Consider the following 16,059-nt stretch of genomic DNA (forward strand, 5'->3'; position numbering starts at 1 on the left):
TTTCGGGGAAGCGGGACATTGGCGGCTTTTTTCCAGCCCTGATCAGGTGAAAAGCTCCATCTGTTTCGGCTTCGGCGCAAGAATGGTCTTCAGCCCCGCCAGATCGGTCAGCGCGCCGGGCCGCCAGCCCTCGGCGATCAGGAAGGGCCGCACCTTCACCACCGACACGGTCAGCCGCGCCACATCCTCGAGCCGCAGCCGCCGCCAGCGCCGCGCGGTGAGAATCGCATCGACCGCCCTGGTCCCGAGCCCGGGCACGCGCAGCAGCATTTCGCGCGGCCCCTTGTTCACATCGACCGGAAAGGCGCCGCGAAACTTCAATGCCCAGGCCAGCTTGGGATCGATGTCGAGCGGCAGCATGCCGGTTGCGGCATCGGTCGCCGCGACGACCTCGCTCGCGTCATAGCCATAGAAGCGCATCAGCCAGTCCGACTGGTACAGCCGGTGCTCGCGCAGCAGCGGCGGGCGCTGCAGCGGCAGGATCGCACTGGCATCGGGAATCGGCGAGAAGGCCGAATAATAGACCCGCCGGAGCCCGAAACGGTCGTAGAGCGTCGACGCCTTGCGCACGATGTCGCCGTCGGTCGCGGCGTCCGCCCCGACGATCATCTGAGTCGATTGCCCGGCCGGCGCGAATGTCGGCGCCGACCGGTATTTCCGCGTGGCATCGGCGGTGTCGATGATCGCCGCTTTCATCTCGGTCATCGCGCCTTCGATCCGGCTCTCGGATTTCTCCGGCGCGAGCCGTTTGAGCCCGCTCGCGGTCGGCAACTCGACATTGATCGACACGCGGTCGGCATGCAGCCCGGCCTGATGCACCAGCTCGGGATCGGCGTCGGGGATGGTCTTCAAATGGATATAGCCGCGGAAATGATGATCCTCGCGCAAGCTCCGCGCGACCGCGACGATCTGTTCCATCGTGTAGTTGGACGAGCGGATGATGCCCGACGACAGGAACAGCCCTTCGATATAGTTGCGCCGGTAGAAGGCGAGGGTGAGCCGGATGACTTCGTCGGCGGTAAAGCGTGCGCGGCGCACATTGCTGCTCTTGCGGTTGATGCAATAATGACAGTCGAAGATGCAGCTGTTGGTCAGCAGGATCTTGAGCAGGCTGATGCAGCGCCCGTCGGGCGCATAGGCATGGCAGATGCCCATCCCGCCATCGGTCGACCCAAGCCCCTTGCCGTCGCGCGCGTTGCGCTTGACCGTACCCGATGACGCGCAGGACGCGTCATATTTCGCCGCATCGGCGAGGATTTCGAGCTTCTGCTGAATGTCGATCTGGGTCATTCGTTCTTTATATGTTCTATTTGAGCTATCGTAAAGACCTGAAAGTTCAGGAATTTTCGATCACGGGCCGATGTGCCGTCATCATGTCCCGGCCCGACGACAGATGAAATCGGCGTCGAAACAACCGCAATGGTTTCAAAACATCGGCGTTGACGATGGCGGCGCATTGCCTTCCCGGCACTGATCCACGACCCTCCTGCCCGGGCGAGGCTGAAAAGGGGGCGAGAACATGGCGACGGGCAGCACGAACGAGACACCGCCACCGCACAACATCCTGGTGATCACCTGCGACCAGTATCGCTTCCCGCGCTTCTCCTATGGCGCGACGGGCGGCTTCGATGAGGAGTTGAAGCAGATCCTTGGCTTCCAGGGCGAGATCGGGAAGCATAACCGCTACGCCAGATATTTCCCCGGCCTGTTGCGGCTGCGCGAAAATGCCGTGGTGCTGCGCAACCACACGATCGCGGCAAGCGCCTGCACGCCGAGCCGGGCGACGATCTATACCGGGCAATATGGCACCAGGACCGGCGTCACCCAGACCGACGGCCTGTTCAAGAATGGCGATTCGGCGAACTTCCCCTGGCTCGAGGCCGACGGCATTCCGACGCTCGGCACCTGGCTGCGCTCGGTCGGCTATTCGACGCATTATTTCGGCAAATGGCATGTCTCCAACCCGCCGGAACATTCGCTGAAGCGCTACGGCTTCGACAATTGGGAGGAATCCTATCCCGAGCCGCACGGGTCGCAGGCCAATAATCTCGGCATCTACCGCGATGTCGGCTTCACCGACAGCGCCTGCAGCTTCATCCGCCGCCAGGGCCTCGCCTCCAACTACAACCGCGCCTATGCCTCGATGGCGGTGCAGGATCCGGCAACGACCGGCCCCGACAAGAATGCCATCCCGCCCTGGTTCGCGGTCGCATCCTTCACCAATCCGCACGACATCGCGACCTATCCCGGCGTGATCGCCCAGGCGCTGCCCGATGCCGATACGCGGTCCGGCACGCAATCGATCTTCGGCCCGCTGACCGTGCCGCTGGAGGTCGACAAGACGCCGGCGCCGGTCGCCGGCAGCATCACGATTCCGCTTAACCCGCAAGGCTTCCCGCAGGATTGCGCGCGCGCCGCGCCGACCCAGAATGAAAGCCTGGCCGACAAGCCGAGCGCGCAGCATGAGGCGGCCTATAAGGTCGGGCTGGCGCTTGCCGCCAAGGCCGGGTTCAATATCGTCAATGGCCTGGCCAGCGCTGCGGAGAGCAAGGGGCTCGATCCCGGCGGCGACCATGCAATGGACGCGGCGGTCGACCTGTCGCTGCGAAGCTGCCTGCCGTTCCAGCTGTCCGACGATCCCGATGCGAATTGCGAACAGTTCCTGCAGCTCTATGCCTGGCTGCACGCGGTGGTCGATGTGCATGTCGATGCCGTGTTGACCGCGCTCGAGGACTCGGGCCAGGCCGACAACACCATCGTCATCTTTCTCGCCGATCATGGCGAATTCGGCACCGCGCACGGCATGATGATCGAGAAATGGCACGCCGCGTATCAGGAGGCGCTGCACGTGCCGGTGGTGGTGAAATTCCCCGTCACCGCGCAGACCACGGGCTCGACCGATGCCGGGGTGATCGCACCCGATCCGGCGCAGCTCGATGCGCTGACCAGCCATATCGATCTGCTGCCGACGATTCTCGGCCTTGCCGGGGTCCATGACGAGAAACGCCGGCAGACCAGCGCGGAACTGGCGCAGAGTCGCCCGGTGCCGCCGCTGCCCGGTGTCGATCTCTCCGCGATCATCGCCAATGCATTGAACGGCGGGGCCGCGATGCCGATCATCGAGCCCGATGGCGAGATACGCGAAGGCGTCCTGTTCATCACTGATGACGAGATCACCGCGCCGCTGCCGCCGTCGCGCACCGCGCAGGAGAAGCACAGCTATGAGGAATTCGCGGTCTATCAGAAAGTGGTCGACGCGGTGCGCCACGGCGCGGGCGGCAAGCCCCCGGTCGACCTGACGCCGGGGTCGATCAGGCAGCCCAATAATATCCGCTGCGTGCGCACGCATGACTATAAGCTGGCGCGCTATTTCGACCCGTCGGGCAAGGAAGCGCAGCAATGGGAGATGTACGACCTGGCGCGCGATCCCAATGAAGCGATCAATCTGGTCGAGGTCAGCGCCACGCCGCCCCGCGCGCGGGGCGACTTGCCCGATGCCGAGCGGGTGCAGGGTGTGGCCGATCATCTGGCGGCGTTGCTGCGGCGGCTGGAGCGTCGCGATTTGTGATGGAGCGATGCCCGGCACTGGGTAATATAGGCTGTCGCGATGGGTTCGACATTTGAGAATTCAGGGGAGAGGTCCGCGGATGACGACCGACGAGATCGAAATCGGCAAGGTGCTCGAGGTGCTTTACGACACCGTTTCCGGGCCGGCGGGCCCGCGCGACTGGTCGCGACAGCGCGCGACCTTCCATGAAGACAGCCGTCAGATGCGCACCTGGATCGACGACGATGGCAAACCGGCGATCCGGATCATGGATCGTGAGGGCTATGCCGCCGATACCGCGCCCTTTTTCGCCGAGAATGATTTTTACGAGATCGAAACCGCCCGGAAGATCAACATCTTCGGCAATATCGCCCATGTCTGGAGCATCTATGAGGCGCGGCGCGCAATCGATGCCGGGGATCTGGATCGGCGCGGCATCAATTCGATTCAGCTCTACAAGGACGAAAATGGCTGGCGGGTGATCAGCATGATCTGGGACAATGAGCGCCCGGGCGTGGTCGCCAGCCTGTAGAAGACGGGAATCATACGCCGCGGATTGCGACTCTCCTCTTCATGCACCTCCCCGACAAAGGCCATGGACGGGAGCCGTTTCGAACCGGGTTGACCCACGTGAACCGACCGCCGCAACCAACCGCCGCGCGCGCCGCGTGCAAGGCGGCTCGCGCGACGCGACCAGTGCCCGGCTGAGCCGGATCGAGCCTGTCGGTCAGAATTTATACTTCAACGTCACCCGTGCATTCCTTGGCTCGCCATAAACGAAGCCGGGAAACCAGCTGTTGCCGCTGAAGAAAACCTTGTCGAAGAGATTGTCGACATTGAGCTGGAGCGACAGCTGTTTACTCAGATCATAACGCGCCATGATATTGACGATGGCATAGGCAGGCTGGCCGATTGGCTCCACCACGGCGGTGTCGGGAATTTTGGCGGTGACCGGCGGCCGGCTTTCCCATTTGAGCGCGCCGCCAAGATCGAGTCCGTCGAGCACCCCGGTAAAGGCATATTTGGTCGAGAAATTGAACGCCCGGCGCGGTTGATGGCTGAGCACGTCCACGCCATCGGCATCCTTGGCGCTATACTGGCTCCAGCCGACGCTGACGTCCCATTGCGGCGTCACCTTGCCGACGACTTCCAGTTCATACCCCTTGGCGACCGTCCCATTCGCACCGCGATAGGCCGGGTTGGCGGTGCCCGGTACCTTAAGGTCCCCATCGGGAACGGCCAGATTATCCTGTTCGATACGATACACGGCGGCGGTTGCGAGGAGCTTGCCATCGAGCAGCAGCGCCTTCAGGCCCGCCTCGTAATTCTTCCCTTCCAGCGGATCGAGCAAGCGGCCGTTGCGGTCGCGGACATTGCCCTGCGGCTTGAAGATATTGGTGTAGCTCACATAAGCGGACAGGTTGGCGGTGATGTCATAGACCAGCCCGGCATAGGGCGTGAGCACGCCCTTATAGCTCAGCTTGTAGGCGGTGGGGTTGTCCCGGGTCACATCCTCGTTGCGCTTGAAATAACTCAGGCGCCCGCCCCCGATGAACTTCAGCCCGCGAAGCACGCTGATCCGCGTCGTGGCATATAGCGCGGCCTGGGTGGTATTGCCCTGGCTGGACAAATAGCGCGGGGCCCATTCGGGATCGCCAAGCTCGCCGTTCCAATGGTTGAAGTCGCCGATCGGATCGATGGCGATGGGCGTGCGATTGCTCCAGCCGTCGCTCAGGTAGTTCACCATTGCGCCGACGGCCAGATCATGATGGCCGCCCAGCAGCGAGAACGGGCCGTTGGCCTGAATGCTGCCATTCCATTGTTCGGGATTGGCGTTGAACCAATAGCCTGTGGTGGCCATGCCGCCGCCGGTGACCCGGTCGGGCGTGCCGTCGAGCCACAACAGCTTCGAATTTTCCAATCCCTTGTGATAGCTGACATCGCCGCGAAGACTCCATTCCCCGCCCAGTTCACGCGTCAGGGTGGCGAAGGCCGAAATCTCGGTGGTATTCCAGAACCCCCAGTCGGTGCCGGTGGTCTTGGATCGCGGCCAGTTGGTCCGCGTCCCGTCGGTGTACCAATAGGGCAGCTGCGCCCACATCACCCCGTCGCGGTCGTCGCGTTGATAGCTGGCGCCGACCGACAATTTGGTACGGTCGCCCAGGTCGGCATCCAGCACGGTATAAAGGACCAGGCTCTGCTTCTTTTCGCGATCGACAAAGCCGTCCTGCCGCGATGCCTGAACGACGGCGCGCAGACGCACGGTTCCGGCGGCATTGAGCGGCGACTGGCCATCCACGGTCACGGCAAAGCGGTTCCATGACGCGGCTTCGAGGCTGACAGAGCCGGCAAATTCACTGGCATCGGCATGTTTGCGGATCAGGTTGACGACCGCCGACGGATCGCCCGCCCCATGCATCAGGCCCGCCGCGCCGCGCACCAGGTCGACGCGCTCGTAGATCGCGGTGCTGGTTTCGCCAAAGCCGACATTCCCGTTGGCGAACGGCGCGCCGTCGAGCTGGAAATTCTGCACTTCGAAGCCACGCGAGGAAATCGCGCTGCGACCGCGATCAATGTCCTTCTTGGAAATGCCCACGGCAAAATCGAGCGCGTCGTTGATCGATATCAGCGCCTGGTCGTCGATCTGCTGCCGGGTGATGACACTGATCGTCTGTGGCGTTTCGATCGGGGTGAGGCGTAGCCCCGTGGCGGTGGTGGGCTGGTCGCTGCGGCCATAGCCGGTCACGACGATGTCGTCATTGACTTCGCCATCCGGCGCGGTGTCCGCTGGCTGGGTTTGCTGTGCGTGAAGCAGTGCCGGCGTGAACAACCAGGCAGAGCCCGCGAGCAGCAAGCGAAATGAACGACGCATCATTTTCCCCTTTTCAATATCATCTCCCGGCGCGTTTCACCTTCCGCGTTGCGCCGGGCGCATGCGCTGTCGCCGCCGCCAGAATCGGGCCGGGTACCGCGAAGCGGACCGGCAAGATCTGGGGGGTGAAGCGCGCAACCCGTTCGCGACGACTGAGGCAATGATACCCTGCCGAGGCGCGCGTCGTTAATGCGATTAACTCGCAGTTGCAAGAGTTGAAAACAAGCGTGGCCCGTGATGCGCGCAACGGCGCGGGATCGATGTCGCTCAGCATGACGGCACGCATGGTCGTGTTTCATTGCGGATGCCCCGGTTGTTCTGAGCCGTCGGGGCTTTTGAGTGATTTAAGTCATTGAATTAAAGTTATTTTAATGGCGGTGTTGCTCAATGCAGTCCATCGTCGACATCCAGCAACGTCGGTGGAATGCCCTGCACGCGCCGCAACGGGAGATATGGTACAATCCGGTGTAACATATCTCCCATTGCCGCCGTCGCCCGGCATGATTCAAACGCCGCCCGACCGCCGTTATTGCGGCAAGCATGGAAACCCGTCCCTCGACCTTCAAACCGGCTTATGTCCGCCAGGCGCGGGACCTCTATGCCCAGGGTCTGACCGATCGTGAGCTTGCCGCGGCGTTCGGCGTCTCGCGCACCACCATCTTTCGCTGGCGCGCCGCTTACCCTGAGTTCGCCGAAGCGACCAAGCTCGGTAAGGAAGTGGCCGACGACCGTGTCGAGCGCGCGCTGTACGAGCGCGCGATCGGCTATGAGGAGGAGGCGGTGCGCGTCTATCCGCCGGTCGGGGGCGAAGAGCCGGTGATCGTGCGCTACAAGCGCGAAGTCCGCGCCGATGTCGCTGCCGCGCTGCACTGGATGCGCGCCCGCCGCCCCGCAATCTGGGCCTGCCCCATGCCGCCGCCAGAGGAGGCGACAAACTGGGCGGAGGAACTCCGCAAGGCGGCAGCTCGGGTGAGTAACCGGGAATCGCCCGAATTCCGTGAGGCGCTGCGCTATCATGCGCGCGAATAGGTGTCCGGTCGGCGTCACCCCGCCGCACCATCAACTGGAGCATTTCCGAACTGAGCTGAGCCACCCCTATCCGCTCGAAACGAACGGGAGTGGTTCCATCCCCACGCTGGCTCTTCTAATTGATCCGCTCGAACGACAAAGTGCGCTGTTCCCGGTCGACCGCCATGAGCCGGACACGCAGCGCATCGCCCGGCGTCACATTATGCGCGCTGACATTGGCGACCACCGGCAAGTCGCGCAACTGCATGCGCGCTCCGTGATCGGTCACATCGGTCACGACCGCCGGGAAGACCTGCCCTTCCTGGCCGTGCAGCATGACCGTCTCGGCCAGGTCGATCACCGCGCGGTCGATCCGCCCGCTCAGCGCGTCGGCACGCGCCATCACCTGGGGCAGGCGCGTGAATGCTTCGGTCACGACATCGGGCACGGCCTGGCCATTGGCGATCGCCAGCGTGGCGCGGACCACATAGCGATCGGCGAGGCGGCGCAGCGGTGCGGTGGCATGGGCATAGGTCGCGGCCATCGCGGCGTGCCACGGCACCACGCCCTCGCGATACGGCACATAGGAGGCGCCCATGCCGGCGCGCCGGATTGCCAGCATGAACGCCGCCTGGCGCGGGTCGGTCGGATCGAGCGTGCGTTCGAACTGCGTGAGCGGCACTGCGTCGGGCCAGGTCAGGCCGAAGGCGCTGGCGGTGTGACGCAACCGTTTGATCGCGCGCGCGTCGGGTTCGGCCATCACCCGAAACAACCCGGTATGATGCGCCTGCAGCGCATCGGCGATCGCCATATTGGACGCCAGCGACATCGCGGCGTTGCGATTTTCCGATTCAAGCAGCGGGCGGAACGCGAGCTGATATTTGCCGTCGCCAAGTGCGGCGACTTCCTGTTCGGGCGGATCGACGCGCGCCGCGCCGCGCCGGTCCTCGGCGGCCTGGATGCGCGTTGCCAGTTCGGCGAAACCGGCGGGCAAGTCGGCGTCCTGCACGCTGTCATAGGCAAGCTTGGCGGCGCTGCGGATGATCGCGCGCTCGGCGCCGTCGAGGCGCACGCCGCCGTCCGGGGCAACGCGCACGGTGAAGATCACCGCCGGGCGCGGGCCATCGGGCAACAGGCTGGCAGCGGCTTCGGCAAGCACCGGTGGATAGAGCCCGGCCTTGCCATCGGGCAGATAGCGCGTCGTGCCGCGCTGCCATGCCTCGGTATCGATGACATCGCCATCGTCGACGAACCAGGCGACATCGGCGATGGCGTAATGGAGCAGCAGGTCGGCGCCGCTCGCGTCGATCGCAAAGGCCTGGTCGAGGTCGGTCGAGGCGGCCGGGTCGAGCGTGACGAACCGCTGGGCGGTGCGGTCGACATGCTGCGTTGGGGCACGGGTCGAGGCGGCAGCGGCGGCGGCAAGGACATTGGCGGGAAAACCGTCCGGCACCTGAAACTGGCCGCGGATCGTCGCCAGGCCATGCGCCAGGGCATTGTCGGGATCGGCGAGTGCCTTCATCGCCTATCGACTACACCGTCCGCGCCTTTTCGGAAAGGCGCGGATCCGTGCTCTTCGCCCGGCGGGTCAATAGCTCAGCGTCACCTGGACCTGATCGGTGTAGATGCCGTCGGGAAGGTTGGGCTGCAGCGACGTGACCGTGCCATAGACGGGCAGCCGCTGTTCCTGGCCGGCAGCGATGGTGACGGGCCAGGGTCGGTCGTCCCACAGCGGCGCGGTCGCCAGGCCGCGGCGCAATTCATAGGGGATCAGCGCACTGTGCGGGCCGCGCATCCGGCGCTGCGATCCATTGGCGTTCTGGCCATAGTCAAAGGCGATGGTCGGGGTGACGCCTTTGGTGCAGCGGATCGACAGGTCGACGGACATCGTCAGGATGATGTCGCGGTCGAATTCCACGCCCAAAGCGGAATGACGGCCGAAATCGCCTTGGCCGGAGGGCAAATTGCCATCCGGCGCGCCGCCAATGTCGCACACCGGGTCGACCGACGCCGTCACCTGGAGCGGTGCGGTCGGTACGGTCTGCGCATGGCACAAGCCTGCCCCGGCAAGGAGCATGGCTGGAATAAGGAATCTGATCATTCGATTGAATCCGGCATCGACTCCGACGGGATCAGGCCGGATCGTCCTTCACGGGAAAGGCGATCCGGCCCGGAATCCTCAATAGGTCACCGTCATGGTCACGGTGTCCGTATAGCTGCCGGGCGACGGCAGTGTCTGGCCGGCCGGGATCCGGCCATAGACCGTGACGGTCTGGGTCGTGCCCGTGCCGGCGCCGCCGGTATTACCTGCACCAAGCGTGCCGGCGACCGTCGGGAAGGGGGTCGCGCGGCCCGTATCCGAATAGATGTCGTAATTCAGGAACTGGGCCAGCGTGGCATGCTTCATCCGGTTCTGCGCGCCGCTGGCATTGGTCCCGGCCGCAGCCGAGAGAAACCAGGGCGTGGTGTTGGTGCAGATCAGATCGACCGAACCGGTATTGTCGATATTGGTGGCCGATTGCGTCACCGAACCGAACGCAAGCGTCGAGGTCGAGGTGATGCTGCACGAGGCGACGACATTGGCGGTCACGTTGAGCGTGTCCGTGTCGGTATCCGCAAAGGCCGGTGCCGCGATCAGCAGCGCCGGCAGCGCGAGTGCGTAAAGGGTCCTGTTCATCTTGACGTTCCTTTCTTGAGCAAGCGGTTTTATGGTCTTCACGGTCAGTAAGTAACTGTAACAACAACAGAATCAGTATAGGCGCCCGTCACTGACGGCACCACGGTGCCGGCGGGGATCAGGCCGAAGACAGTCAATGTCTGGTTGGCGCCGCTACCTGTACCGTTGACGCCGCCGGCGCCGCCGATCGCGGCAGTCCCGCCGGTCGCATCCCAGATATTGGTGTGCGCGACTTCCTTGTAGAGTTGATAGGCGAGGCGACCCGCGCCGTTCGCCATCTGGCGAAGGCCGGTGCCAACCCCGACACGGTTGGCGCCGTCACCGATATAGACGGTGTAGGACGCGCCGTTGCTGCACGCGACGGTGATCGTGCCGGTGGCGGGGATATCCGCCGCGAGCGGCCCGACGCTGCTCACCGTGCCGAACGGGACGGTCGGCGTCGATACGAGGTTGCACGCCGCCTGGACGTTGGCGGTGACCGTGCCGTTGCCGGTGACGGTCGCGGCGGATGCGGGTTGGGCGGCGATGGCCAGGCATGCGATCGCCGCGGCGGTCGGCGGGGCGAGATATTTCATAATGGTCTTCATGATGATGTTCCTTGACTGGTTTCGAGCTGGGTTTGGTTTCGAGCTTGGCGGCTGCGGTTGTTGACTATGGCGGTCTCATGGCGGCGCCTGCTGTCGCACCGACCCGGACGGGTTGAGGAAAAGCGGCGGGCCCATCAGTAGGTCACCGTGATGACGACGGTGTCGGAATAGGCGCCGTTGAGCGTGGGGAGCGTGGTGGCGATGGGAATCGCGGCGTAGACCGTCTTGGTCTGGTTCGCGCCGAGGCCGGTATCGGAAAGGCCGCCGCTGCCGCCAGTGGTGGCGGTGCCGCCGGTGGCGTCCCAGATCTGGGAGCGGGCGGGGTCCTTATAGAGCTGGTACGGCAGGCGCGCCGCGCCGTTCGCCATCTGGCGATTGCCGCTGCCGGCCGCCACGCGGTTGTTTCCGTCACCGATATAGATGGTGTACGCGTCGTTGCACTGTACGGTCACTGACCCCTGGGCATCGATCCGCGCCGCTGTCGGACCGATACTACTCACCGGGCCGAAACTGATCGCCGGCGATGAGATGAGCGAGCAGACCTTCGGTACCACGAAGTTCGCGGTGTAATTGCCATAGGCAAAATCGACCAGGTTGGTGGCATAAGCATCACACGTGGAACCGCTGGCCATATCCATGTAGATCTGGAACGCGCGGGTATATGTACCGGCGGGGACCGATGTGGCGGCGGGTGCGGGAACCACCGCGCTGAGGGTCGCCACGGTTGTCGATATCCCGACGCCACCAGGACCATAGGGGCCGTACATCGTGCCGGTCGTGCTCATCCCGGTGACGCTCTGGCCATGGGTGGTGTCGACGAAATCGAGCCGCAACGCCATCGAACTGGCGCCGGACAGGACGGTGGGTGTGTACATGGCCCCCATGCAGAAGCTGAGGCCATCGCTGAGTATGCCGAGGCAGGTTATCGTCGACGGAAAATCGAGCTTGGCATTGGTGCCGAGCGTGGCTGCGGTATAGGTGAAGGTCCTGTTCTGGGTCGCGCCGCTGGTATTGGTGCAGGCGGCATGGGCTGGGGTCGCGACGACCAGCGCCGGCAGGGCAATCAGTGCGGTGGCGAGCATATTGCCGGCAAAGCTGGCCGCGCCGAGCATCCCGACCAGCCCGCGCAACAATTTCATGATCGGGATGGGCATCGGATCCACCTCAATAATCCACGGTCAGGCGCTGGGCCTGAATCCGGACCAGCCCATTCCGCTCACGCGGCCCGGCCTGAAACGCTGACGGCGCCATGAAGTCGGGATCTGCATCCGAGGTGATGACCGCGCGGTAAGGCACCGCGCTGGTGCACTCGATCCGGACGCCGTCGCCGCCCGGCATCGTCGCGATGGTGCAGGCTCGCGGCACGACCATGCGCACTTGCATCGAGATCGCGCCGCGCGCTGGCCCCGCGCCGCCGCGCCGCGCTGGCCCGAGTTCCGTATCGGGCCGGGCCGCGGCGACATCGCGGCCCGCGCCGCATGCCGGCATGGCTCCGGCCAGGAGCAGCCAGGCCGACGCCGTTGCGGCGAAGATCCGGGGCGTCACTGACATGTCACCGGTCCGATCCTGGGCTGGGCCGGGCCTTGTGCATCATAGGCGAAACTCGCGGCGCATGTGCCGGCGGGGCCGAGATCGATCGAGAGGCGATTGGCCGGCCCCAGCCCGCGGACATAGGCTTCCCCGTCATAACCGACGAGCGCGCTCTCGCCGCCTTCGAGCTGCAGCGTGTAGCCGGGAGGGACCGGCTTGCCGTCGCGGGTATGCAGGATCAGCACCGCGCTGCGCACCAGCCTGGCGCCGAAATCGACGACGGCCCCCTGGCGATAGCCGGTGATCGCGACCTTCTCGGTCGAGGCGGCTTCCCAGCCGTCGGGGAGAGTCGCGGGATCGATGAAGACCTGCTGCGAATAATAGGGCTGGACGTCGGGCAGCAGTGCCTTGCCGCTGCCGTTCGCCTTGCCCATGCGGACGCCGCCCTGGATCACTTCGGCGCCCGGCCCGGCATTCTTCACGATGACGAAGCCATTGCCGATGCGGTTGGCCGGGAAGAGACCACCGCCGGCAGCGATCAGCGACCCTTCGACGTCGAGGCTGCCGCGCCAGGCCGAGCCGCTCTGATCGACCCGCGCGCGGATCAGCGCCTCGGCGGCGCGGTAGCTGACATAGGCGCTGCGCTGATCGTCGCCGCCCGAGACTTCGCGGTCGCTGACGCCCCAGCCGACATCACCCTGGCGCTGCCCGGCAAGGCCCTCCGCGCTGACCGTATAGGCGGTGCGCCCGGTATCATGGCTGACGCCGGCGGTAACGGTGGTGCTGCGGCCGATGCGGACGGTGATCGTGCCGAAAAGACCGTAATTGCGGGTCCGCGACACATCGACATAGCCATTGGCGTAAAAGGTCGCCCGCTCGTTTATCGCCCGCGACAAGGCCAGGCTGGCGATGCGCTGGCGATAGCCCGGCGAGGTGATCGCGTTGTAGCTGAGGTTGATCGAGGTGCGATCGAACCAGGGGATGAAGGAAATCCCGGCGCGATCGATCGCCGTCGCCCGGGCGGTGCTGGCGAGCAGATCGGTGAAACTCCCCGATGGCGCACCGGTGCGGGAGAGATTGCGCAGGGTCGAAACGCGCGCCAGATCGAAGTAAGTGCCAATGGTCCGTTCGGTGCCGGCGTAGAAACGAATGCCGGCAAGATCACCTTCGGCCTGTACCGAGAATTTGGCGCCTGTGTCCGATTTGTAGCTGCTCGCCGCGGCGGAAGCCGAGATGGCGCCTGAGCCGCCGATCGACTGGACGATCCCGACCCCGGCATTGGCGAGGCCACCACTGGACAGTTCGGCATGGCCCTCGAGCGTGGTTGAGCGGTTGAGGCCATAGCGTACCGACCCGGATCCGAAGACCGTGCTGTCATAGCTGAATGACCGGATGCCATAGTCGAGCCGGGGCACGCCGACGTCGAGCGAGAATTCGAGCAGTCCGGTGCGGAGCTGGCCGGGGACGTAATAATAGGATTTCTTCAACTCGACTTGTCGGCCGGTGGCATCGGTCGTCACCAGCCGCACATCGCCGCCCGAGATCGAGGGCAGGGAGCGGACATCGAACGGGCCGGACGGAATTTCGCCGGAGAAGATGCGTTGCTGATTGACGTACAGGTCGAGCGTCGAGGGCAATGCCGCCGACCCCGAGAATTGCGGCAAGGCGGTGGTCACGATGTCCGAGCGTTGCTCGAAGGCGCTGGCGATCTGGAATCCGGCCAGCCGGACGCTGCTGGTCCAGGCAAGAGCGTTGCTGGCGAAATCGCCGACGATGTAGGACCGGACCGACCGCGGATCGATGTAGCGCCAGCTGCTGTCGAGCCGGACGACGTTCTGGCCGCCATAACGGCGGTCGGTGTTGAAGACGCCATTGGTCGAGACGATGCCGTACGGCGTCATGCCGATCAGTTCCGCCGTGCCGCTGAGTGCCGTCCGTCCGCTGCCTTGCGTGGCGTAAAGGCCGTAATTGAGGATCGCCCCGGGGGTTGGTTTGATCGCCTCCAGATCGACCGGCGTGCGGCCATCGTCGAGTCCGACCTGATAGGCTTGCAGCAAAGCATCGGACGCTTGCAGCGCAATCGATTGACTCGCCTCATCGTAGCGGAAGGTCAGGCCGGAAAGCGCCGCCAGCGCGACATTGTCGTCCTGCACCAGCTTCGGATCGATCCGGATACGCAGCGCCTGCAATTCGCTCGCGCGGGCAATGAAACTGCCATCGGGCAGCCGCCGCAGCGTGAGCAGCTGGTGAGTCGGCGTGCCGTTGAGCGTCGCGTCGAGCAGCAGCATCTCGCCGCTCGCCGTATCGGATGCCGTCACGGCGGCCGCCGCCTCCTGTGCCTGTACCGCGAGCATCATCAGCAGCACGCCGGTCGCCAGCAAAGGAGAGACTGGCAAGACCTGCATTCCCGTCACCGATCCTTGCGGGCGGCGACAGGGACGGTTGCGAGAATGTCCAGCGCATCATTCTTGGCGGTCAACTTGACTGGCGACCCGGTCACAAGCTGGGGCAATCGCGCATTGCCCTCGGCCTTCAGGTCGAACCGCTTGATCGCCCCGGCCAGGACATAGCCGTTAAGACCCGCGCCGAAGCTGATCGCCGGCCCGCTGGCGGGCTGCAACGACAAGCCGGCGATCTTGGCGTGGCGCCGGCCGGTATTGACCACTTGAGCGTGGAGACCCTCGGCATCCTGCCAGACCGACCAGGCAAGGGTGGCGATCGCTTTCTTGTCAGCGATGAATATGGGCATCGACGTGCGCAGCACCATCTTCACGCCCTGGCCGACCGTGCGGGGATCGATCGGCTTGGGCAGTTCATCGATCAGCAATCGATAGGAAAGCTCCCCGTCGACGGGCGACGCCGTCGGTCGCGCGACCCGGATGGTGTAGGATTTGCCGGCGGGCACGGTGATCGCCGGCGGGCTGACGAACATATCGGTCGCCGGATCGAGCTTCTCTTCGCCATCGACCTGCGACCATTTATAGAGACGGATCTGCAGGCTGACGGGTTCCGCATCGGTATTCGCGATGGTGATCGCCGCGGCCCGGTCGGAGGAGGGCATGTCGACGCCGATCGGCGAGATGCGCAGCGATGCAGCGTGGGCCAGATCGGGCGCCAGGACAGCGAACATCAGCGCGGTCGCGGCCGTGAGTCCGTATCTCCTCATATTACTCCCCCTCAGTAAGTCAGCGTAATCGTGATCGTGTCGGTGTAGGTGCCGTCGGCGAGACTGGCGGGGCGCGGTACGCGCGCGTAGATGGCGACCGGCACGAAAATGCCTGCCGTCGGGATGGTCAGTTGAACCGGGACATCGGGGTCATAAGGCTCGTTGCGCGCCGGATCGCGGTACAGAAGATAAGGCGCGTAATTGCCTCCGGGCGCTGCCATGCGCCGTTCGGAACCTTGCCGGTGGCTACCGCCGTCGATCGAAACCGTCGGCGCATTGGCGGCGACATGGGATGTCGAGCAGGCGATGCCGAGTGTCGCACCGGCATTATCGGCAAAGGCGGTGGCGTCGAGCGGGCGCGAGGGATCAGTCACGGTGCCGAAATCGAGCAGCGCGCCGCGCTGGCTGATGCCGGCATTCTCTGACCCGGCGGAGAATTCACATCCCGAAACAAGCGTCATCTGAACGTCGAGCGTGCCGAGTGAACTCTGTGCTTGCACCGTCGACGGGACGACGGCGCACGTCACCGCAAAGACGCGGGCGACCCAACGCATAATACGCATTAACTCCACTACACGTCGGGTAACGAGCTGCCCCACCCCGACCAGAGTCGATTATAAACTACGTACTTAGCAAATACTACTTCTATTAGTTTGGGTGATTCAATTGAAC

General features: G+C 64.5%; 14 protein-coding genes. 3 read left to right on the top strand and 11 right to left on the bottom strand.

Features of this window, described 5'->3' with window-relative positions; genetic code table 11:
• Window positions 1-42: 42 nt before the first annotated feature.
• Window positions 43-1,290, bottom strand: coding sequence for a putative DNA modification/repair radical SAM protein (locus OO12_RS22030; protein ID WP_034160897.1), 1,248 nt, complete (start codon window positions 1,288-1,290; stop codon window positions 43-45).
• A 229-nt stretch (window positions 1,291-1,519) separates the two neighbouring features.
• Here OO12_RS22030 and OO12_RS22035 point away from each other — a divergent pair, with 229 nt between their 5' ends.
• A complete protein-coding gene (locus OO12_RS22035; RefSeq protein WP_034160898.1) occupies window positions 1,520-3,568 on the top strand; it encodes a sulfatase-like hydrolase/transferase in 2,049 nt (682 codons plus the stop codon).
• A 79-nt stretch (window positions 3,569-3,647) separates the two neighbouring features.
• Window positions 3,648-4,079, top strand: a complete 432-nt coding sequence (locus OO12_RS22040; RefSeq protein WP_052216165.1) for a hypothetical protein — start codon at window positions 3,648-3,650, stop codon at window positions 4,077-4,079.
• A 195-nt stretch (window positions 4,080-4,274) separates the two neighbouring features.
• On the opposite strand, the gene OO12_RS22045 is transcribed toward OO12_RS22040, so the two are convergent.
• Window positions 4,275-6,419 carry a TonB-dependent siderophore receptor gene (locus tag OO12_RS22045; RefSeq protein ID WP_034160926.1) on the bottom strand — a complete coding sequence of 715 codons (2,145 nt, stop codon included), beginning with the start codon at window positions 6,417-6,419 and terminating at the stop codon, window positions 4,275-4,277.
• A 540-nt stretch (window positions 6,420-6,959) separates the two neighbouring features.
• Between OO12_RS22045 and OO12_RS22050 the strand changes: the two genes are divergently transcribed.
• On the top strand, window positions 6,960-7,448 hold the full coding sequence (locus tag OO12_RS22050; RefSeq protein ID WP_052216167.1) for a helix-turn-helix domain-containing protein: 489 nt from the start codon (window positions 6,960-6,962) through the stop codon (window positions 7,446-7,448).
• A gap of 115 nt (window positions 7,449-7,563) precedes the next feature.
• On the opposite strand, the gene OO12_RS22055 is transcribed toward OO12_RS22050, so the two are convergent.
• From OO12_RS22055 to OO12_RS22095, 9 genes are all read right to left on the bottom strand, one after another.
• Window positions 7,564-8,949 carry an RNB domain-containing ribonuclease gene (locus OO12_RS22055; RefSeq protein WP_034160899.1) on the bottom strand — a complete coding sequence of 462 codons (1,386 nt, stop codon included), beginning with the start codon at window positions 8,947-8,949 and terminating at the stop codon, window positions 7,564-7,566.
• Between the two features lie 66 nt (window positions 8,950-9,015).
• Complete coding sequence (locus tag OO12_RS22060; RefSeq protein ID WP_082006716.1) at window positions 9,016-9,528, bottom strand: Csu type fimbrial protein; 513 nt, start codon at window positions 9,526-9,528, stop codon at window positions 9,016-9,018.
• 78 nt (window positions 9,529-9,606) lie between these two features.
• Window positions 9,607-10,104: a Csu type fimbrial protein gene (locus tag OO12_RS22065; RefSeq protein WP_034160900.1), complete on the bottom strand. Its 498-nt coding sequence runs from the start codon at window positions 10,102-10,104 to the stop codon at window positions 9,607-9,609.
• Between the two features lie 44 nt (window positions 10,105-10,148).
• Window positions 10,149-10,691, bottom strand: a complete 543-nt coding sequence (locus OO12_RS22070) for a Csu type fimbrial protein (protein ID WP_052216169.1) — start codon at window positions 10,689-10,691, stop codon at window positions 10,149-10,151.
• A gap of 134 nt (window positions 10,692-10,825) precedes the next feature.
• Window positions 10,826-11,845 (bottom strand): Csu type fimbrial protein, encoded by a 1,020-nt coding sequence (locus tag OO12_RS22075; protein WP_152616591.1) that lies wholly within the window; start codon window positions 11,843-11,845, stop codon window positions 10,826-10,828.
• A gap of 10 nt (window positions 11,846-11,855) precedes the next feature.
• Window positions 11,856-12,242 carry a hypothetical protein gene (locus OO12_RS22080; protein ID WP_152616592.1) on the bottom strand — a complete coding sequence of 129 codons (387 nt, stop codon included), beginning with the start codon at window positions 12,240-12,242 and terminating at the stop codon, window positions 11,856-11,858.
• Window positions 12,233-14,626: a fimbria/pilus outer membrane usher protein gene (locus OO12_RS22085; protein ID WP_082006717.1), complete on the bottom strand. Its 2,394-nt coding sequence runs from the start codon at window positions 14,624-14,626 to the stop codon at window positions 12,233-12,235. Before OO12_RS22085 ends, OO12_RS22080 begins: the two co-directional genes overlap by 10 nt.
• 5 nt (window positions 14,627-14,631) lie before the next feature.
• A complete protein-coding gene (locus OO12_RS22090) occupies window positions 14,632-15,387 on the bottom strand; it encodes a fimbrial biogenesis chaperone (protein ID WP_034160902.1) in 756 nt (251 codons plus the stop codon).
• Window positions 15,388-15,398: 11 nt separating this feature from the next.
• Entirely contained in the window at window positions 15,399-15,941 is a 543-nt protein-coding gene (locus OO12_RS22095) for a Csu type fimbrial protein (RefSeq protein ID WP_034160903.1), read from the bottom strand.
• Between the last annotated feature and the right edge of the window lie 118 nt (window positions 15,942-16,059).

Source organism: Sphingomonas sp. ERG5 (assembly GCF_000803065.1).
Classification (GTDB): Bacteria; Pseudomonadota; Alphaproteobacteria; order Sphingomonadales; family Sphingomonadaceae; genus Sphingomonas.